This is a genomic window from Bacteroidota bacterium, from assembly GCA_016706865.1.
In the GTDB taxonomy this organism is placed as follows: Bacteria; Bacteroidota; Bacteroidia; order Chitinophagales; family BACL12; genus UBA7236.
Map to the genome: position 1 here is coordinate 377,098 of JADJIS010000002.1, position 21,288 is coordinate 398,385.

General features: G+C 36.6%; 14 protein-coding genes and 1 pseudogene. 5 read left to right on the forward strand and 10 right to left on the reverse strand.

The features are described 5' to 3' along the window. The first annotated feature begins 40 nt into the window (after window positions 1-40). The 3 genes from IPI31_04705 to IPI31_04715 all read left to right on the forward strand — a co-directional run bounded on the left by IPI31_04705 (window position 41) and on the right by IPI31_04715 (window position 5,405). Window positions 41-1,549: a GH3 auxin-responsive promoter family protein gene (locus tag IPI31_04705; protein MBK7567107.1), complete on the forward strand. Its 1,509-nt coding sequence runs from the start codon at window positions 41-43 to the stop codon at window positions 1,547-1,549. A 220-nt stretch (window positions 1,550-1,769) separates the two neighbouring features. Beyond that, window positions 1,770-2,510, forward strand: coding sequence for a response regulator transcription factor (locus tag IPI31_04710; GenBank protein MBK7567108.1), 741 nt, complete (start codon window positions 1,770-1,772; stop codon window positions 2,508-2,510). A 9-nt stretch (window positions 2,511-2,519) separates the two neighbouring features. Next, window positions 2,520-5,405 carry a histidine kinase gene (locus IPI31_04715; protein MBK7567109.1) on the forward strand — a complete coding sequence of 962 codons (2,886 nt, stop codon included), beginning with the start codon at window positions 2,520-2,522 and terminating at the stop codon, window positions 5,403-5,405. A 406-nt stretch (window positions 5,406-5,811) separates the two neighbouring features. Here the strand turns inward: IPI31_04715 and infB are convergent, their stop codons facing one another. From infB to IPI31_04735, 4 genes are all read right to left on the reverse strand, one after another. After that, on the reverse strand, window positions 5,812-8,631 hold the full coding sequence (gene infB / locus IPI31_04720) for a translation initiation factor IF-2 (GenBank protein MBK7567110.1): 2,820 nt from the start codon (window positions 8,629-8,631) through the stop codon (window positions 5,812-5,814). A 71-nt stretch (window positions 8,632-8,702) separates the two neighbouring features. Beyond that, window positions 8,703-9,944, reverse strand: coding sequence for a transcription termination/antitermination protein NusA (nusA, locus tag IPI31_04725; protein MBK7567111.1), 1,242 nt, complete (start codon window positions 9,942-9,944; stop codon window positions 8,703-8,705). A gap of 90 nt (window positions 9,945-10,034) precedes the next feature. Continuing rightward, entirely contained in the window at window positions 10,035-10,472 is a 438-nt protein-coding gene (locus IPI31_04730; GenBank protein ID MBK7567112.1) for a hypothetical protein, read from the reverse strand. 1,170 nt (window positions 10,473-11,642) lie between these two features. Next, window positions 11,643-13,181 (reverse strand): glycosyltransferase family 39 protein, encoded by a 1,539-nt coding sequence (locus tag IPI31_04735; GenBank protein ID MBK7567113.1) that lies wholly within the window; start codon window positions 13,179-13,181, stop codon window positions 11,643-11,645. A 1,508-nt stretch (window positions 13,182-14,689) separates the two neighbouring features. Between IPI31_04735 and IPI31_04740 the strand changes: the two genes are divergently transcribed. Both IPI31_04740 and IPI31_04745 read left to right on the forward strand, forming a co-directional pair. After that, the gene (locus IPI31_04740) at window positions 14,690-16,231 is read left to right on the forward strand and encodes a glycine--tRNA ligase (protein ID MBK7567114.1); all 1,542 of its coding nucleotides are present in this window, start codon (window positions 14,690-14,692) and stop codon (window positions 16,229-16,231) included. Between the two features lie 24 nt (window positions 16,232-16,255). Continuing rightward, complete coding sequence (locus IPI31_04745) at window positions 16,256-16,648, forward strand: hypothetical protein (protein MBK7567115.1); 393 nt, start codon at window positions 16,256-16,258, stop codon at window positions 16,646-16,648. Window positions 16,649-16,654: 6 nt separating this feature from the next. Here IPI31_04745 and IPI31_04750 read toward each other — a convergent pair whose 3' ends face one another. The 6 genes and pseudogenes from IPI31_04750 to IPI31_04775 form a co-directional block, all read right to left on the reverse strand. Then, the gene (locus tag IPI31_04750; protein ID MBK7567116.1) at window positions 16,655-17,197 is read right to left on the reverse strand and encodes a DUF2911 domain-containing protein; all 543 of its coding nucleotides are present in this window, start codon (window positions 17,195-17,197) and stop codon (window positions 16,655-16,657) included. Between the two features lie 87 nt (window positions 17,198-17,284). Then, the gene (locus IPI31_04755) at window positions 17,285-17,449 is read right to left on the reverse strand and encodes a hypothetical protein (protein ID MBK7567117.1); all 165 of its coding nucleotides are present in this window, start codon (window positions 17,447-17,449) and stop codon (window positions 17,285-17,287) included. Between the two features lie 102 nt (window positions 17,450-17,551). After that, the gene (locus tag IPI31_04760) at window positions 17,552-18,394 is read right to left on the reverse strand and encodes an arsenite methyltransferase (protein MBK7567118.1); all 843 of its coding nucleotides are present in this window, start codon (window positions 18,392-18,394) and stop codon (window positions 17,552-17,554) included. A 22-nt stretch (window positions 18,395-18,416) separates the two neighbouring features. Next, complete coding sequence (locus IPI31_04765) at window positions 18,417-18,854, reverse strand: GNAT family N-acetyltransferase (protein MBK7567119.1); 438 nt, start codon at window positions 18,852-18,854, stop codon at window positions 18,417-18,419. Between the two features lies 1 nt (window position 18,855). Then, complete coding sequence (locus IPI31_04770) at window positions 18,856-19,170, reverse strand: winged helix-turn-helix transcriptional regulator (protein ID MBK7567120.1); 315 nt, start codon at window positions 19,168-19,170, stop codon at window positions 18,856-18,858. A gap of 144 nt (window positions 19,171-19,314) precedes the next feature. After that, window positions 19,315-21,257, reverse strand: a pseudogene (locus IPI31_04775) (ABC-F family ATP-binding cassette domain-containing protein). Window positions 21,258-21,288 lie beyond the last annotated feature (31 nt).

Genomic DNA, 21,288 nt, shown 5'->3' on the forward strand with positions numbered 1-21,288 from the left:
TAGCTATTTTTAATGTATTGAGTTTATTTTTACGGCAATAATGCACATTATTCACTCTATTACCTCCACCATTTTTAAGCGGCATGTTAGCCGCATCCAATCTGCTGTGAATGATCCTGTAAGGGCGCAGGAAGAAGTATTTAAAAAATTAATTTCAGGTGGTGAAAATACGGAGTGGGGGAAAAATCACGACTATAAATCTGTAAAGAATATCAGCGATCTTAAAAACAGGTTTCCTGTGCAGGATTATGATACAATAAAACCCTATATCGACCGATTAATGCAGGGGGAACAAAATATTTTATGGAATGAACCCATTATCTGGTTTGCAAAATCGTCGGGCACTACAAGCGATAAAAGTAAATTTATTCCCGTAAGTCAAAATGCTTTAAAGGAATGTCACTACCAGGGAGGAAAAGATGTGATCGCCATGTATCTGCACAATAATCCTTCATCCAAATTATTTACCGGCAAAACTTTATTGATGGGTGGTAGTCATCAGATCAATAAATTAAATCAGTTTTCAAAATTTGGTGATGTAAGTGCAGTTATGATGCAAAATATGCCAATGCTTTCCCGATATGCAATGACCCCTTCTCTTAAAATTGCATTAATGGATGAATGGGAAAGTAAAATTTCTTCCATGGCAAATCATACCATCAATAAAAATGTTACGAGTATTGCCGGAGTGCCAACATGGACCATCGTTTTGATTCGCAGGTTATTTGAACTTACAGGAAAAAATAATCTAAATGATATCTGGAAAAATCTGGAATTATATATTCATGGTGGGGTTAGTTTCAAACCATATAGAAATCAGTTTAAAGAATTAATTCGAGGCGACAACATGCATTATGTAGAAACCTACAATGCGAGCGAAGGATTTTTTGCATTTCAGGACAGATTATTATCTGAGGAAATGTTATTGATGCCAGATTACGGAATTTATTACGAATTTATTCCGCTCGAAGAATTTGAAAAAGAGGATCCAAAAACTATTACCTGGGAGAATGTGGAATTGAATAAAAATTATGCTATCGTTATTTCTACGAATGCAGGATTGTGGAGATATAAAATTGGTGATACTATAAAATTTACTTCAAAAGATCCTTACAGAATTAAAATAACAGGCAGGGTGAAACACTTTATCAATGCATTTGGGGAGGAAGTGATAGTGGACAATTCAGATAAAGCAATTGAGGAAGCAAGTGTGCGCACTAATGCAAAAGTTACCGAATACACTGCCGCACCTATTTATATTGAAGGTAATGAAAAAGGCGGGCACGAGTGGATAATAGAATTTGAACAGATGCCAAATGATTTAGAACTATTTATTAATACTTTGGATGCTACACTTAAATCGGTAAACAGCGATTACGAAGCAAAAAGACATAAGGACCTCGCGTTAAAAATGCCTGTGGTGCATGTTGCAAAAAAAGGCGCATTCTACGAATGGCTTAAATCGAAGGGTAAATTGGGAGGGCAACACAAGGTGCCGAGGCTAAGTAACGAACGCAATTATCTGGAAGAGATCAGGAAGTTTATATGATATAAGGAAGAATCGAAGGGAGAAGAATCGAACCCGCCTGCTAACCGCGTCGGGCAGGGGGAGAAGGTTAAGGGTCTAAGGGAAAAAAGGAAGGAAGGTTGGTAAGATCTAAAAAGAGGACTCGATTATACATGAAAATATCACAACAATCATTTTATTGCAACAAGAAGAGATTAGGTTTTTATGTCTAACTTTGGTTTAAACACCCAAAAACAGATTCATGGATAAATACACTGCCATTTTGATCGATGATGAAGAGCCTGGTCGCAGAAACCTCAGTGTTCTTTTGGAAAAATATTGCCCTGAAATTGAAATAATTGCCGAAGCTTCCAACGCTGCTGAAGCAAAGGAAAAAATTTTATCGCTTACCCCTAATGTATTGTTTCTCGATATTAATATGCCCGAATTAAATGGGTTCGACCTCCTTGATTCACTTGCCAAAAAAGATTTTGCAGTAGTTTTTGTTACGGCACATAAAGATCATGGAATTCAGGCGGTTAAGGCAGGGGCGATAGATTATATTTTAAAACCAATTGTAATAAAAGAATTACAACAGGCTGTAAATAAAATAACCGATCATTTCGATCAGAAAAAATCGGATCTTGTTACAGAAAATGAGAAACCAGGTCGAATAACTCTAAGCCATACCGGCGGTTTCAGTGTAATTGAAATGAAGGATATCGTAAGGTTGGAAGCTGAAAGTAATTACACGCGTGTATTTGTGCAGGAAAAAAAATCGTATTTCGTATCAAAGCCACTAAAAGTATTTGAGGATAATTTAAAAGACAATATTTTCTTCCGCGTGCATCGATCTTATATAATTAATCTCCTTTTTGTAAAAGAATTTTTGCGGGAAGATGGTGGTGTTATCGTAATGGTGGATGAAGCCAAAATTCAACTTCCCAAAGCACGTTATAGCGATTTTATGGATGCAATGAAAAAATTATCCATTTCAATTTAAGGTTCGAAGTTGAAAACACTCCTTTATAAATATTGTTTTTCTTTTTTAGCGATCATTCTGTTTATTCCTATTGTTCAAGCTCAATTATTTCCGGCAAGACAATATACTGCGGCAAATGAACTTGCCAATTCCAATATATATGATATAACGCATGATGCCCGCGGCTATCTCTGGTTTGCCACAGAACGTGGCGTGAGCCGATTCGATGGCTTTAAATTCACCAATTATTTATTTAAGGAAGGTATAGATGGCTCAATTGTGTATGCACTTGCCGAAAGTGATAAAGGTGAATTTTTCGCAGCAACTAAATATAATGGAGTATTTAAGTTCGGGAATAACTTTAAAAAAGTGATCAATGAAAATGTTTCTCTGCAGAATGAACAAATAGCCATTGCAGGGAATTATTTTTATTCCTTAAAAAAAGGGCAATATGTTTCTGTTGTTGATCTTAAAAATCCAGGGGTGGTTACCAAACTACAATTTGAGGATCAGAATATTATCCCCAATTTTATTATTAAGGCTGGTGGAGATACAATTTTTATTGGAACGAATAAAGGAATTTACAGTGTAAAAGCCCATCAAATACCTAAATCTATTAATAAAACTTTCACAAAAGAGATATTTTCTATTTGTGTTAATAAAAATACGATCTATGCCGGTGGAGATGGAGTGTATTATATATTGGAAAACAATGTCATCACAGAAAATAAATTAAATTTAGGAGGAATAATTAATCGTTTATTGGCAGATAGGTATGGCAATATTTGGTGTGCCACCTTTCCACAAAACAACCTTATATTAATAAGTAAAGGATTGGAAACGGATATCTCCTCTAAATTGGGAATTAATGGAATTTCCGTCAACAAAATATTTGAAGACGCAGAAGGAAATATCTGGCTGGGAACTTATGGCAAAGGCGCGTTTTGTATTCATCATTTATACTGTTCTAACTTCACAAATAGCGACGGGCTCGTAAATGAATATATTACTGCACTGGAGACTGATCCGGAAGGTAATCTGTTTATTGGTAGTTACGATGGTCTTTATTATTTGAAGAATAATATTATTAAACAACAAAAATTATTTCCGGGAACTTTGGAATTTATTCGGGGAATTGAAGTTAATAATCATCATTTATTTGTGAATATTGCCGGCTTTAAAAACCCGGGATTAAATTTAACAACCACAAATTTAAATGGTATTGAACAAACATATCTGTTAGCAAGTAGTTCCATGATAAGTAATAACACTATTTATTACAGCAAATGGGATAAAAAATTATGGAGTGCTCCTGTAACTGATGGAAAAATTGGAAACGGCACTGTAATGTTTTATGATTCAACTGCGGTATGGAGAAGAATAAATGCATTATTTCAGGACAAAAAAAATAATATTTGGATAGGCACCACACATGGTTTGTATATTTTAGACCCATCAGGAAAATATCAAAAAATAGATACCGGTTTTTATAGTACTAATATTTCCAAATTTATGTACGATGGAGATAACAACATTTTAATAGGAACTGATCATGGTTTAGTAAAATATAAGAACGGAAGTTTTCAAACTTTTAAAAGTTTAAAAGGGAGGAATATTGAAAATATTACTTCTTTCGAAATGGATGCCAATAATAGAATTTGGATCGGGACTTTAGCTGGGTTATATATTATGGATGACGATGCAATTATGCAATTTGATACTCGAAATGGACTCCTATCCGATGAAATAAACGCATTGGAATACGACGAAAAAAATAATTATATATGGATTGGAACAACTTTCGGAATGTCGAGAATTGATATTGATGCATTTAATAAAACTAAGTTTAATGCACCCGCTGCAATATTTAAAAGCATAAGAACACCTGATTCTATTTATAGAAATATGGAAAACCAAACGGATGTATTTTTGCCTTATACCACCACTAATTTCACTATAAGGTTTTCAGCAATTCATTTTTCGGCACCGGAGGGAATAAAATTTCAATATAAATTTGATGATGCGGAATGGCAGCCGTCGGTAGGACGTCAAATTGAATTTGCCTCCATTCCGTACGGAAAACATATACTTTATCTCAAATCAATTGGAGAGCGCGATCTGGAAGGCCCGATCGCTAAACTGAACATTACAGTGCAAACTCCTTTTTGGGCTACAAGTTGGTTTAAAATTCTGGTGGGTTTTATTATTGCACTTTCTGCATATCTGATCTTGAGATGGCAATTTGAAGCCGTACGAAAAAAGCAACAGGAAAAACTGGAGTTGCAATCGAAAATTTCTGAACTTCGACATCAGGCTCTTGCAGCAAGTATGAATCCGCATTTTATTTTTAATGCACTCAATTCCATTCAACATTTTATTAATGCACATAATACAGAAGAGGCTACAGAATATCTCGGAAAATTTGCGAGACTCATTCGCATGATGCTCGACTCAGGCGGAAAAACTTTTGTCCCCTTAAGTGAAGAATTGGAGCGATTAAATTATTATCTCGAACTTGAAAAAGTTAGATTCGGAAATAAACTTAATTATAAGATATCTGTTGATGAAACACTCCTGAATGAAGAGATAGAAATACCTAATATGGTGATCCAACCACTGGTGGAAAATGCACTTTGGCATGGATTACTAACAACCAACAGAAATGGAGATCTGAATGTATCCTTCGAAAAGTTAAATGGTTCCATAAAGGTTCTGGTAGATGATAATGGTATTGGAATAAATGAAAGTAAAAAACGCAAAAAATCAGGACATAATTCACTCGGAATTCAGATGATTCGGGAAAGGCTGGAATTACTCAATAAATTAAGCGGATATCAGGCAAATATCATTATTCATGATAAATCTGATTTTAATCCCGACGACCACGGCACTTTGGTGCAGGTAAACCTGATGTAAGGGCTAAATTCCCCGTTTATTAATAATTTCTACATCACTTCGCTAAGTTAAAACACTACTTCACATGATATTTACCGTATTTCGCTCAAAGTGGGTTGTGGAATCCGTCTGGTTTTGGTCTCTTTACATATGGAAGCACAGATCCCCATGAAAACCAACTGTGTTAACACGTAAAGGGGGTTCCTATTGAAACACTCCCATGAAAACCAATAAATCCTAAACTTTGAAGGTTAGGCTGAATAATGATACTCCAGTTGTTATTCAAAAATAAAAAGGCGGCTCCCTCATGTCGCCTTTTTTAATTTAATTTATCACAGAATGTATTTTAAATAAAAAACCCTCTCAGTATGTACTGAAAGGGTTTATTTTTTTATTCTTATGTGATCAGAAATTTATTTTAGAACTTTTATAAGGTTCGTTTTACTTCTACTTCTTCGTAACCCTCTATCTGATCGCCAACTTCAATATCATTAAAGTTATTTATCGTCAATCCGCATTCCATTCCTGAAGGAACTTCTTTTGCATCATCTTTAAATCGTTTCAGTGAGCTGAGTGTTCCGGTATGTGTTACAATTCCATTGCGCAATACACGTATTTTGGTTTGACGGGTAATTTTGCCTTCCGTTACCATACAACCGGCAACAGTTCCAACCTTGGAGATCTTAAAGGCTTCACGTACTTCCACGATACAAGTAACTTTTTCTTCCAATTTAGGAGCAAGCATACCCTCCATGGCTGCTTTGATCTCTTCAATTGCATTGTAAATGATACTGTAAAGTCTTATTTCCACACCTTCTTTTTCTGCTAATTTTCGCACGGCACTGCTCGGACGAACCTGGAAACCAACTATTACTGCATCAGAAGCGGAAGCAAGCATTACATCGCTTTCTGTAATCTGACCAACACCTTTAAATATTGCATTTACCTGCACTTCTGCAGTGGTGAGTTTTAATAAACTATCTGTCAATGCTTCCATTGAACCATCCACGTCGGCTTTGATAATGATATTCAATTCTCTGAAAGTACCAAGAGCCTTGCGTCGTCCAATTTCTTCGAGGGTAATATGTTTTTTCGTTCTTATACCTTGTTCGCGAAGGATCTGGCTGCGTTTATTTGCCACATTTTTAGCTTCTGCCTCATCGTCGAAGGTTTTGAATTTCTCACCTGCCTGAGGTGCGCCATTTAAACCTAAAACAAGTAATGGAGTGGATGGACCAGCTTCCGTGATGCGTTTGCTTCTTTCATCAAACATCGCTTTCACTTTACCATAATAAGGTCCTGCAACCATCATGTCACCAACTTTAAGTGTTCCTTCCTGCACCATGATATTGCTCACATATCCTCTTCCTTTATCTAAGGATGCCTCTATAATAGTTCCTATTGCTTCTTTATTTGGATTTGCCTTTAGGTCGAGTAATTCAGATTCTAATAATATCTTTTCCAAGAGTGTTTCGATACCGATTCCTGATTTTGCAGAAATTTCCTGGCACTGAAACTTACCTCCCCAATCCTCAACTAAAACATTCATTTGAGAAAGTTGTTCCTTTATTTTATCAATATTGGCACCAACCTTATCAATTTTATTTAATGCAAAAACCATTGGAACGCCGGCTGCCTGAGCATGGCTGATCGCTTCCTTGGTTTGCGGCATCACCTGATCATCGGCAGCAATTACAATTACTGCAATATCGGTCAATTTAGCTCCGCGTGCACGCATGGCAGTAAAGGCCTCGTGACCCGGAGTATCTAAAAATGCTATTCTTTTTCCGTTTGGAAGATCCACTTCGTATGCACCGATATGTTGTGTGATTCCACCTTTTTCACCCGCAACAACATTTGTTTCACGGATATAATCCAACAAAGATGTTTTACCGTGATCCACGTGACCCATGATGGTAACTATCGGCGGACGATGTTCCAACAATGCAGGATCCTCTTCAGTAGTTTCCTCCTCCAGATCGTCTTCGGTTGCATTGATGAATTGCACTTTATATCCGTTCTCATCGGCAAGTAGTTCGATGATCTCCGCATCCAATCTTTGGTTTATGGAAACCATCATACCTAAGTTGAAACAACTTTGAACCAGATCGGTAGGTGAAACATTCATCAAACTCGCCAACTCGGAAAGTGAAGTAAATTCCGCAACTTGTAATACATTGCTTCCCGCTGCTTCTGCTTCCACTAATTCTGCAGCTTCACGGCGTTCGCGTTTCATTTGTTTACCCGCACGGGCGCCCTTTCCACGCTGAACTCCACCGCTTAATTTAGCAAGTGTATTTCTAATTTGTTCCTGTATTTTTCTTTGCGCCGCTTCAGGGTCAACAACTTCCGGTTTTTTAATGAAACGATTTGTTGCAGTACCTGTTTCTCTCGCTCTGTTTTCTTTCTGGCGCTCTTCCTCTTTTAATTTGTCAACGTTAATGCGCTCATGTTTTTTGATGCGTTTGCGCTTTTTGCGTTTATTATCGGCATTATTGGCGCCAACCTGAGTGTGTGGGCGTCTTTCGGGTTTCTTTTCTTCTTTGATCTCTATTTTTCCAACGATCTTCGGCCCTTCCAGTGTTACCTTTTTGGTCTCGATCATTTCACGCTCATCCGATTTTTTCTCTGTTTCTTCCTTAACCTGAGGAACAACAATTTCCTGTTTTTTCTCTTCTTTTATTTCCGGTTTTTCTATTTCCGTTTTTGCTTCAACAACAGGAGCTACTTCTTCTTTAACAGGTTCTTCTATCTTCGGTTCTTCTACCGGTTTTTTGGTTTTTTTCCTGTCGAGGTCAATTTTGCCAACAATTTTGATCTCCTCTACTTTTTCCTTTCTGGCCTTTATAACCTCAACTTCCGGTTCTTTTTGTTTCTCAATTACCGGAATTTCTTCTTTAATTTCTTTTACCTCAGGTACTTCCTTCTGAACAACCACTTTTTCAACCACCTCAACTTCTTCCACCTTTTTAACAGGTTCAACCACGGCAACTTCTTCCGGTTTGTCGGTTTTTTCCTTTTCCAGTTTGCGGCCAATGCCAATACTCAACGAGTCGGCCTTGCCTTTAAGGTCTTTGTCTTTGCCAAATTCCTTCAGCAACTGGTTGTACATTTCCTCCGACAGCTTAGTTGTAGGCTTTGGATCCACGGTAAACCCCTTCGATTTCAACAGGTCGGCAATATGAGATATTGCCACGTTGAATTCGCTGGCGGCTTTAGCTAATCGTATATTTTTTTCTTCTGACATTCAGTTCCTTAGGTTCACAAAGATAGGATTATCATTTCATCACACATGAAATAATTCTTAATTTACTGTTTTCAATCCTCTTCGAATTCCGATTTTAATATTTTAAGTACATCTTTTACCGTTTCTTCCTCAAGATCTGTTCTGCGAACTAGCTCGTCAGAACTAAGTTCCAACACGCTTTTTGCGGTATCGCAACCGATGGCTTTTAACTCATCCAAGATCCATTCTTCTATCTCATCTGCAAATTCATCCAGGTCAATATCATATTCCTCTTCTTCCGAATCGCGGAATACATCAATGTCGTAACCGGTTAACTGACAGGCAAGTTTAATGTTTAATCCTCCCTTACCAATTGCCAAAGAAACCTGATCCTGACCAAGATACACAGCAGCTTTCTTTCTTTCATTATCCAGCTCTATAGATGTGATCTTAGCCGGACTCAAAGCGCGTTGTATCAATAACTGATTATTATTTGTGTAATTGATGATATCGATATTTTCGTTGCGTAATTCGCGAACGATGCCGTGAATTCTTGATCCTTTCATACCAACACATGCTCCAACCGGATCAATGCGGTCGTCATAAGATTCAACGGCAACTTTTGCTCTTTCTCCCGGTGCGCGAACGATCTTTTTAATTACGATCAATCCGTCAAAAACCTCCGGAACCTCTTGTTCCAATAATTTCTCTAAAAATTTAGGATCTGTTCTTGAAACAATTACAACCGGATTGCTATTGCGGAAATCCACCTTTCTAACTACTGCTCTTAATGTTTCCCCTTTTTTATAATTATCAGCTGCGATCATTTCATTTTTAGGAAGAATAAGTTCATTGCCATCATCATCCAATAACAGGATCTCTTTTTTCCAGATCTGATATACTTCTCCTGTAATTATTTCTCCTTCACGATCCTTATATTTTTTATAAACCTCGTCTTTCTCCAATTCCATGATACGCTGCACCAAAGCCTGACGAGCCGCGAGAATGGCTCGGCGACCAAAACTTTCAATACTTACTTCCTCATAGGTTTCTTCGCCTACTGAAAAGTCAGGTTCAATTTTTAATGCATCGCTCAGAGATATCTGTGTAACCGGATTTTCAACTGTTCCGTCTTCCACGATGGAACGTTTGTGCCAGATCTCAAGATCTCCTTTTTCTGTATTTACAATGATGTCGAAATTTTCGTCGCTTTCGTATTTTTTGCGAAGCAAAGTACGAAAAATGTCCTCCAATACCTTCATCAGGGTTGGGCGATCAATGTTTTTTACGTCTTTAAATTCCGAAAAGGATTCGACGAGGTCGATACTGTTCATAGTATTTAGTTTTTAATTCAGGCCACTGTATTTAGGAGCAATTGCCTGAAGGTTTTTGTGTTATTTATGATTTTTAATGTTTTATAATATTTAGAAAGTGATCTTCTTTTTTGTTGATTTTATTTCCTCCATCGCAAATACCGCTTCTTCTATCTTTGGTTTCATTCCTTTTTTGGGAGGAGGGATATGCACTTCCAATCTCAGTTTTTCGTCGTCAGCTTCCTTTAAAATTCCTTCTTTTTTAACTCCGCTGTTTAAAACCAGCTCCACCGTTTTTCCAATATTTTTGGCGTATTGCTGCGGCACTTTGAAGGGATTTTCCATTCCGGGACTCGACACATCAAGACTATATTGCTGCGGAAAACTGTCATCCAGGTCAATTTGTGATTCCAGATAACGACTCAGCTTCATACAGGCCTCAATAGTAACTCCTTCCATATTATCGATAAAGATCTCGTATTTATTTACCGAAGGATTGATCTTCACATCCACCAGAAAACATCCCAGTTCTTCCAGTTTTGGTGCCATCAAGGCTACTATTTTTTCCCTGTTGCTCATGTTCCAGAAACAAAAGAGGGGACTTTTTAGTGTCCCCTCTCTCGAAGTAGGTGCAAATATAGGTAGAATAGTTGAGAGTTCAAAACGTGACGTGGCAATCGTGAATCGTGAGCCGTGAATCCGGCTTAGGACTATAGGGTTGGCAGGGTTTACAAGGTTTGCAGGGTTTGCAAAGGTTCAATTCAGAGGAAAATCTTCAGGGCTGTCGATCTGTTTAATGTTCTTTATTCCTTGTTCTTTATTCGATATTTCTTTTGGGTCCCATTCGAAGGTTAATCCTCCGGGTAGTCGATCCGATGGCCCCCTACCCCATAGGGGAGTAAGTTTATAGTTGCATTGAAAGTACACCTCGAAGGAAAATCTTCAGGGGTGTATATCCGATTATTATTTTTGGCCCCCTACCCCATAGGGGAGTAAGTTTATAGTTGCATTGAAAGTTCACCACGAAGGAAAATTTTCCGGGTTGTGGATCCGATTATTATTTTTTATTTTTTGATTGTTATTGGATATTAATCCTTGTTCACTACGGAGGAAAATCTCCTGGGTTGTCGATCTGTTTAATGTTCTTTATTCCTTGTTCTTTATTCGATATTATTTTTTCAAGGTCTGAAGCGAAGGAAAATCTCCCGGCCATCGATCCGATTAATATTTTTGGCCCCCTACCCCATAGGGGAGTAAGTTTATAGTTGCATTGAAAGTTCACCACGAAGGAAAATTTTCCGGGTTGTGGATCCGATGGCCCCCTACCCCATAGGGGAGTAAGTTTATATTTGCATTGTAAGTACACCTCGAAGGAAAATCTTCAGGGGTGTCTATCCGATTATTATTTTTGGCCCCCTACCCCATTGAGGAGTAAGTTTATAGTTGCATTGAAAGTTCACCACGAAGGAAAATTTTCCGGGTTGTGGATCCGATTATTATTTTTTATTTTTTGATTGTTATTGGATATTAATCCTTGTTCACTGCGGAGGAAAATCTCCCGGGTTGTCGATCTGTTTAATGTTCTTTATTCCTTGTTCATTATTCGATATTATTTATCAATGTCTGATTCGAAGGAAAATCTTCCGGGTTATGGATCCGATTATTATTTTTTATTTTTTGATTGTTATTGGATATTTATTTTGCTCTTCCATTTATTCCCTAATATTTCAGCACCATATCAATAATTACAATTTCACTATCATTATTAAAATGTTCCGGTAATAATTGATCATCGTGATCGGTAAAGGCTGCTATTTTATAACCTTGTAATTGCAGTTCATTAATTGTAAGAGAATCGGGGCAAATAGAATAAATATTCTGATCGGAATAAAACATAGCTTCTATTTGTTCATTCGGCTTAGCATTAAAAATGATATAATTTCCTTTCAGGTAAGTATCCAGTTTTCTATAGATATCGGTGTTGTGATTTTTGACACTAATATTTTCGTAATTATAAATTGCTATTCCGCGCTCATGAAACTTTCGGAGGGTTTCGTATTTAAGTAAAAAATAGCAACTGATTATCAATAAGGTAAATACGATAACTTTTGTAAAAATGGGATTGATTTTTCGCGATAGTAATTGGAGGAGGAGATCAAAATTGAAACCAACCGCCAAAAAAATTAAGGGTGCAATTACAAAAACATATCCTATTATTTTGGTGGAAACTATTATGGAAAAGAAAAAATAAATGATCAGTATTCCCGATATAATAATGGTTTTAAAATGATTGGGAATGGAAGATCGTACGAGTATGAATATTCCCGTAATCAAAAGAGCTAAAATAAACAAGGTATAATTCTCATTGAAATGGATAAAATAAAAGGTAAAATCGCCGATATGTCCCTCCACGGCTTTTCCAACATGCAAATTGGTAAATTCCCTTTCGTAGGATGATTCCAAGGGGAAATGCAGAGCAATATATATCTGCCAGGGTAAAAACACACAGGTAGTGATAGCAACACCTAAAAACAGGGCTTTTAAATCTTTTAAACGAAGATGTCTGCCTTTAGTAAATAAAATAAATAATCCCCAGCATGCATACGCGAGAAGTCCGGTGAGCCATTTCACAAGAATTGCGGCACCTGAAAATATTCCTATTGCTACCAGCCAATACCATTTTTTATTTTGGAGATATTCCATTAAACTCCAGATGGAAGCAGTTACGTAAAATAAAAATGCTACATCGTTATGATCCATTCCGATTGCACCTGTTGTTTGTTCGATGGAGAAAAAGGAAAATGAAAACAGCATTGCGGCACAAAAACCAACAAGAGATTTTTTCATTAAAAATCCCATACGAAATAAAAGCAGTGTTAAACATGCACAGAGAAACGCACTTGGAAAACGAAGGCCAAATTCATTAACTCCAAATATTTTCATGCTGATAGCCATTTGCCAGAGAAACAATGGTTGTTTATGTAACCAGATATGATTATTTGACCAGTCTTTATAATTATAATCTAAAACCGGCTCTGTCCTCAACATGGGAGCCAATGGCTTGCTCATCATATTTTTTGCAACAAGTGCGTGATATTTTTCATCAAAGTCGTGTAAATAATGATCCTGAGATATATAATGAAAACGAATAAATAATGCAGAACAAAAAATAAAAAAGCCCGTGATCAGGTATTTTTTATAACTAAATAAAAAAATTGCAGTCAGCGCACAAATTAAACTCACTATAAATAAGATCATAGTTTCGTGGGATTTTTTCGCATATGAGTAAAAGTATGAATTTTTGAAGAAATAGGACATAGGACGTAGGACATAGGACGTAGGACATATGACATAGGACATATGACATAGGACATAGGACAGTTCTGAGTTTGAAAACGTTTTTAGGGTTGGTAGGGATTGAGAGGGAGGAATATATATCGGGTTGTGGATCCGATTGATGTTCTGGGCCCCGACCCTATAGGGGAGTAAGTTTATAGAGTTGGCAGGGTTTGCAAAGGTTAGCAGGGTTTGCAGGGATTCACTGCGGAGGAAAATCTTCAGGGTTGTTGATTTGTTTATTGTTCTTTATTCTTTGTTCTTTATTCGATATTTATTTTCAAGGTTTGCTTCGGAGGAAAATCTCCCGGCTGTCGATCCGATTATTATTTTTTATTTTTTGATTGTTATTGGATATTTCTCAGGGTTCACTACGGAGGAAAATCTTCAGGGTTGTTGATTTGTTTATTGTTCTTTATTCTTTGTTCTTTATTCGATATTTATTTTCAAGGTTTGCTTCGGAGGAAAATCTCCCGGCCGTCGATCCGATTATTATTTTATATTTTTTGATTGTTATTGGATATTCCTCAGGGTTCACAACGGAGGAAAATCTTCAGGGTTGTTGATTTGTTTATTGTTCATTATTCTTTGTTCTTTATTCGATATTTATTTTCAAGGTTTACTTCGGAGGAAAATCTTCCGGGCTGTCGATCCGATTATTATTTTTTATTTTTTGATTGTTATTGGATATTCCTCAGGGTTCACTTCGGAGGAAAATCTTCAGGGTTGTCGATTTGTTTATTGTTCTTTATTCTTTGTTCTTTATTCGATATTTATTTTCAAGGTATGCTTCGTAGGAAAATCTTCCTGGTTGTTGATTTGTTTATTGTTCTTTATTCTTTGTTCATTATTCGATATTATTTTTCAAGGTTTGATTCGGAAGAAAATTTCCAGGGTTGTCGATACAATTAATGTTTTTGGCCCCCTACCCCATAGAGGAGTAAGTTTATAGTTCCATTGAAAGTTTCAATTCGGAGGAAAATCATCCAGGTAGTCGATCCGATTATTATTTTTTATTTTTTGATTGTTATTGGATATTCCTCAGGGTTCCCAACGGAGGCAAACCTTACGGGATGTCGATTTGTTTAGAGATCTTTATTCCTTGTTCGATACCTGTCCGCCCTTTGGCGGATTCGATATTATTTTTCAAGGTTTGCTTCGGAAGAAAATCTCCCGGCCGTCGATCCGATTGATATTTTTTGATTGTTATTGGATATTCCTCAGGGTTCACAACGGAGGAATATCTCCAGGGTTATCGATCCGATTTATCCATGCCTGGCGACCGCTGGCAGAAAGGTTCGATATTGCCTAGTGCACTGTTTTATCTTTCCTTTTTTACCCTTATCCAACCCTTCCTTCCTTCATTTCCTTAGAACCTTCCCCTTCAATTCTTCGAATCTTCTCCCTTCGAATCTTCCTATATTTGCCCCATGATCGCAAACGACAGTGAAAAATTCAAAAAAGTGATTGGCCATGCAAAGGAGTATGGCTTTATATTTCAGAGTTCAGAGATTTACGACGGATTGAGTGCAGTATATGATTATGGCCCATATGGAGCTTTGCTTAAAAACAATATCAAGGAGTACTGGTGGAAAAGCATGGTACAGATGCACGAGAATATTGTGGGGCTCGATTCTTCCATTCTGATGCATCCAACCACCTGGAAAGCGAGCGGACATGTGGATGCTTTTAATGATCCTTTAATCGATAATAAAGATTCGAAAAAAAGATATCGTGCAGATACTTTGGTGGAGGATTATCTTGCAAAACAGGATGATAAAATAAATAAGGAAGTTGAAAAAGCGAAAAAACGTTTCGAGAATTTTGATGAGGAAATGTTTCGCACAACAAATGGTCGTGTGCTGGAAATTGCAGAAAAAAGAAATGCAGTTCATGCGCGATTTGTAAAAGCATTGAACGAGAATAATTTAGAGGAAGTAAAACAAATAATTATAGATTGTGAAATTGCAGATCCTGAATCGGGAAGCAGAAATTGGACAGATGTACGTCAATTCAATTTAATGTTCTCCACTAAAATGGGTTCTGTGGCAGAAGATGCGGATACTATTTATTTGCGTCCCGAAACTGCGCAGGGAATATTTGTGAATTTTTTAAATGTACAAAAATCCACGCGACAAAAAATACCTTTCGGAATTGCACAAATTGGAAAAGCATTCAGGAATGAAATTGTTGCGCGTCAATTTATTTTTCGTATGCGCGAATTCGAACAAATGGAAATGCAATTTTTTGTTCGTCCCGGTGAGGAATTAAAATATTACGAATTCTGGAAAGCTGCGCGCATGCAATGGCATAAAGCATTGGGAACTCCTGATTCCATGCTGAAATTTCACGATCACGATAAGGTTGCACATTATGCAAATGCAGCAGTGGATATAGAATTTAATTTTCCCTTTGGATTTAAGGAATTGGAAGGAATACATTCGCGAACAAATTATGATCTTGGTCGCCATACCGAATTCAGCGGAAAAAAATTACAATACTTTGACTCGGAGTTAAATGAAAACTATATACCTTACGTTGTGGAAACAAGCATAGGTTGCGACAGGATGTTTTTGGCGATGTTGTGCAATGCTTATGATGAAGAACCGGTGAATGAGGATACAAGAACAGTATTGCGTTTGCCGGCGGTGATAGCACCTATTAAAGTTGCTGTTTTGCCATTGATTAAAAAGGACGGATTGCCCGAAAAGGCGATGGAAATATTTAACAATTTAAAATTCCATCATCAGTGTTATTATGAGGAAAAAGATTCTATCGGAAAAAGATACAGAAGAATGGATGCCATTGGAACTCCTTATTGTATTACAGTTGATCATCAGACATTGGAAGATAATACCGTTACCATTCGTGAGCGCGATAGTATGTTACAGGAAAGAATTTCTATGAATGATGTATTAAAAATTGTAAGCGAAAAAGTGGACATGAATAATATTTTAAAGAGTTTGGTTTAATATTTTTAATTAAAATTATATGCCTTGAGTTATGTGTTAAAAATATTTTCTGTTTTCCTATTTCTATTTATTGTTTCCTGTAATAAGGAAGAGATTCCGGATGATAATTTTAATGCTTCCGAAAATTTTAACAGAACAATAAAGTTTGAAGTATACCATGTATATGATTTTTCACCGGTTTCTGATTCGGCGGTTGGCGGTGCAATAATTACAGTTTATGAAAATTATGAAGATTTTCTCACAGAATATTATCCTGATGCTACAAGAACAACCGATTCTTTAGGAAAATGTGAGATAGGAGGGTTGGATAAGGATAAATATTATATCCGCTGTGTTCATCCAGCCTTTTCTAATGTAATTGATTCGGTTACTACACCGGCAAATACAACTTCTTTTGTGGAAATGCTTTTTTATTAAAAGTAATTACTCCGCTGCATTCACAAAATGGAAATCAACCTGTAGTTTTTCCCATTTCAAACGAACTATACCGGTATTAGGAATTGCATCAGGTATTACTTCAAACAACAAATTTTCCTGCACTGTTTCAACCATGGTAGGTTTTACATTTACTCTCAATGCATCTTCACTTTGATCGTATTTAAATGCACCCCACTGCGTTTCGTTCACATTAAAAATTATGGTCCATTGTTCCGCTGTTGGAATGGTAAAAAGGGAATAGGTTCCCTTTGGGAGATTTTGCCCTTCTATGGTAACGTCTTGTGTAAATGTTATGGTAGTTGCCTCATTGGCACCTGTTCTCCAAACTTCGTCGTATTTAACAAGTTCGCCCCAAATTGGGCGGCCTTTCACTAATGGAGAACTGTAAACAATGGTTATTGTATTTGTGCCAATGGTTGCAGTTGCAGTTGCGGGAGGACTAACTCTGTTCTCCTTGTTTTGCATTTCTTCCTGGCGTTTTTCTTTAATGGCCTCCTGTGAAGAGTTTCCACATGAAGAAATAAACATGATTACGGTGATCGCAATTAAATAATTGTAAGCTTTAACGGTTCTCATTTATAATAAATTAGGTGCCGCAAAGGTAAGTATTTATTTTCAGAGTTTGATGTATCGGTTGATGATGTACAATGCAATGGCTGCGGCCAAAACTATCAGCACGGTGATCCACCACAACCACATAAGTATGCTGAATATAATTATTGCCAATACAATAAAAACAAGAATTATAATTCCTAATTGTATCCAGTCGCCGATATTCATTTGCCCTGAGTAGAAAATCTCTAAATTTTTTAAAGTAAGTATTATACTTAAAGATTTACTATTCAGGGCAAAGTTAATTAAATGATTCGGATCAATTGTAATTTAATTACAACAATCAGTTCCGCAACCGCAATCTTTCGATTTTTCGCCGTAAACGGTGATGCTGAAAATTCCGGTTTTACTTTCTTTGAAATCTTTTAATTGTTGTTCATTCAAATAATTGGATAATATCTCATCAGGAATAGTGATCGCTTTTTCTTTGTTGATCTCCACTTTTGTAAATCCTGCATTACTTATCATGGCAAGATAATCGTCTTTTTGAATTGCTCCCGAAACACAACCCGCATACATTTCTGCTTCTTTTACGATCGTTTCCTGTAAATTTCCAACCAATACAATATCCGATACGCTAAAATGTCCACCGGGTTTTATTATGCGATACATTTCGGTGAATGCTTTTAATTTATCCGGTACTAAATTCAGCACACAATTGCTCACTACTACATCTGCTTTATTATTGCTTATAGGAATTTTTTCTATATCTCCTAAACGAAATTCCACATTCTCGAGTTTTAATTTCTGCGCATTTTTTCTTGCCAGATCTATCATGGTTTCGGTCATGTCAATTCCAATAACTCTTCCGTCTTCACCAACAATGGAACGCGCAATAAATGCATCATTACCCGCACCACTTCCGAGGTCTACCACAGTATCACCTTTTTTAATTTGCGCAAATTCCGTTGGAAGTCCGCAACCCAACCCCAGGTCGGCATCTGCGAAATATCCTTCCAGAGATGTATAATCATCCGACATGATGGCATAATCAATTGTTGAACATCCACAGCCTGCACCGCAGCAAGAAGTTTCGTTTTGTGTTTTCGACTGTGTGGCAATTTCAGAATATTTTTCTTTTACCAGTTCTTTGATGTTTTGTTCGTTTTGCATAATAGTTGTTTTATATTTTTAATTAAATGTTTTTCATTAATACGATCGCTGATTCTGCGCACAATACTTTGTATTCATAAGTATTTTTTATTGTTTCGGGAATTTTATTTCTTTCCACCTTTATAAACCCATTTTTTAGAAAGAATTTTTCTGCTGTTTCTGTAAGTAAATAAATTTGTTTAATATTTTTTGATTTTGCATGTTCAATTAATGCGGAGTAAACCAACTGACCTAATCCTTGGTTGCGTTTTCCTTCAACAACTGCCAGCGAACGAAGTAATGCAACATCATCATAAATTTCCAATCCCCCCACAGCAATTATTTCCTCATTGTTCATCAAACATAAAAAATCCTTCAAATGCTTATTAATATCCTCAAAAGGCAACCCTGAATTTTTCAGAAGATTTTGAATTTCCTCCAATTGAACAGTTTCTGCCGGTTTAAGATTTATTGTTTCCATTTCAGCAACACTTAATTTCTTTAAATAATAATTGGAAAAAATTAAGCGCCATGGAACACGTTTGTGTATCGAGGCAATAACATACCCTGGGGCCATCGATTTCTCCCTTTATTAAACCCGCCTTTTTGAGTTCAGCCAGATGTTGTGAAACGGTGGATTGAGAAAGCGGCAGTTCGTCCACTATCTCCCCGCAAACACATTGGCCATTAGAGAGTATTTTGAGGATGGCAATGCGGGCAGGATGCGCCAAAGCCTTTGCTATTGCTGCCAATTGAACCTCGTCTTCCTTAAATTCCAGATGTTTTGAATAAGCCATATCTAATCTTATATCGCAAATATACGATGAAAGGTTTCAAATAAGCAAACTATTTTAAGAAAATTTTCTAAAAATCGCTAAAATGATGGTTTGTCAGACCCTTAACCTAAGTAGAAACTAATTAAATATAATTGGACCGTTTAATCAAACATTCGAAAACTCCTCAATCCTCAACTGCATCTCCTCCCATACTTCCATTTTTTTAGCATGGCTGTCCTTTAAGTTATTGTACTTGGCAAAAATATCAGCAGTATTCGGCAAATTATAAAACTCAGGATCGTTCATTTTCTTTTCTATTTCAGTGATCTCGGTTTCGAAGGCAGCAATTTCCTTTTCTGTTTTTTCAATTTCCTTTTTCAATTTAACAAGTTCGCGTTCCTTGTTTTTTTTATCATCAGAATTTTCTTTTGGTGCACTAACTATAACAGGAGTTTCTTTTTTCTTTACAGGTTTTTCTATTTTCTCCAGTTCGGCAAGAGAAGTTATTTTTTTTGCTTCCAGATAATCGTAAATATCACCGATATGTTCTTTAATGCCTTTATTTTTAAATTCAAATACACGATTCGTAATTCCCTTTAAAAATCTCTGTCGTGGGAAACCACAATTACCGTTCCTTCAAAATTCTTTAATGCATTTTTTAATACATCCTTGCTGCGCATGTCGAGGTGATTGGTCGGCTCATCCAGAATTAATAAATTGTAAGGCTCCAATAATAATTTACACATGGCAAGACGCGATTTTTCTCCTCCCGACAAAACCTTTACTTTTTTGAACGATGCTTCTCCACCAAATAAAAATGCTCCGAGTAATGTCCTGATATGGGAACGCATTTCACCCGCAGCAACTTTATCAATAGTATCAAATACGGTATCCTCACCACTTAATGTTTCTGCCTGATTTTGTGCATAATATCCAAGATTAACATTATGCCCGAGTTCCATCTCGCCGCTATATCTTTCAAGCCCTGCAATTATTTTCGACAAGGTTGATTTACCTTCCCCGTTCTTCCCCACAAAAGCAATTTTATCTCCGCGATGAATTTCAAAATCTATTTTATCGAGAATTAATTTTACATCATAGGTTTTAGAAAGGTCTTTTCCTGTTACAACCGTTTTTCCGGAGCGTTGTGGTTTTGGAAAATAAAAGTGAATGGTTGCAGTTTCTTCATCATCCACTTCTATCTCTTCTATCTTATCTAATTTTTTTATGAGTGATTGTGCAAACTTTGCTTTGTTTGCCTTTGCCCTGAATTTGTCAATTAGTTTTTCGGTGTGTTCAATATATTTTTCCTGATTTTTCTGTGCCGCTTTTTGCTGATCAATTCTTTCTTTTCTCAGCTCTACGAATTGCGAATAATTTGCAGGATAATCGTATATTTTTTTACTTACGATCTCAATAGTTCGTTTCGTTACATTATCTAAAAATGTTCTATCGTGGGAAACAATAATAATTGCTCCGGGATATGTTTCCAGATATTCTTCCAGCCATTGAATACTTTCAATATCCAAATGGTTGGTTGGCTCATCCAATAAAACCAATTCCGGTTTACTCAAAAGAATTTTCGCAAGTTCAATACGCATTTGCCAACCACCGCTGAATGTTTCCACCGGCATATTAAAATCCTCACGCATAAATCCCAATCCCATCAAAACCAATTCAATTTGTTTTTCAATGGTAGCAACATTTATGATCTCCAAACGATGAGAAACTTCCTGAATCTCATTTATCAGATCGTGGCATGAATCACTTTCGTAATCCGTTCTAACCGTAAGTTCATGTTCAATCTGATGCATACGTGCATCCAATTGCAGTGCTTCATTAAAGGCAGATTGCGTTTCTTCAAACACCGTTTTGCCCTTCATTTTACTCAGATCCTGGTGTAAATAGCCTATAAGACTGTCTTTTGGAAGAATTACCTGTCCGCTATCAGGCTTTTGAAGGCCACTCAATATTTTTAAAAGCGTGGATTTTCCGGCACCGTTTTTCCCCACCAAACCTACTCTGTCGTTCTCTTTTAAAGCGAAAGTAACCTCCTCAAATAAAAACTCACCACTAAAATGAATAGATAAATTTTGCACTGCTATCATGGTGCAAAGGTAAGGAGGATAATAAATATCT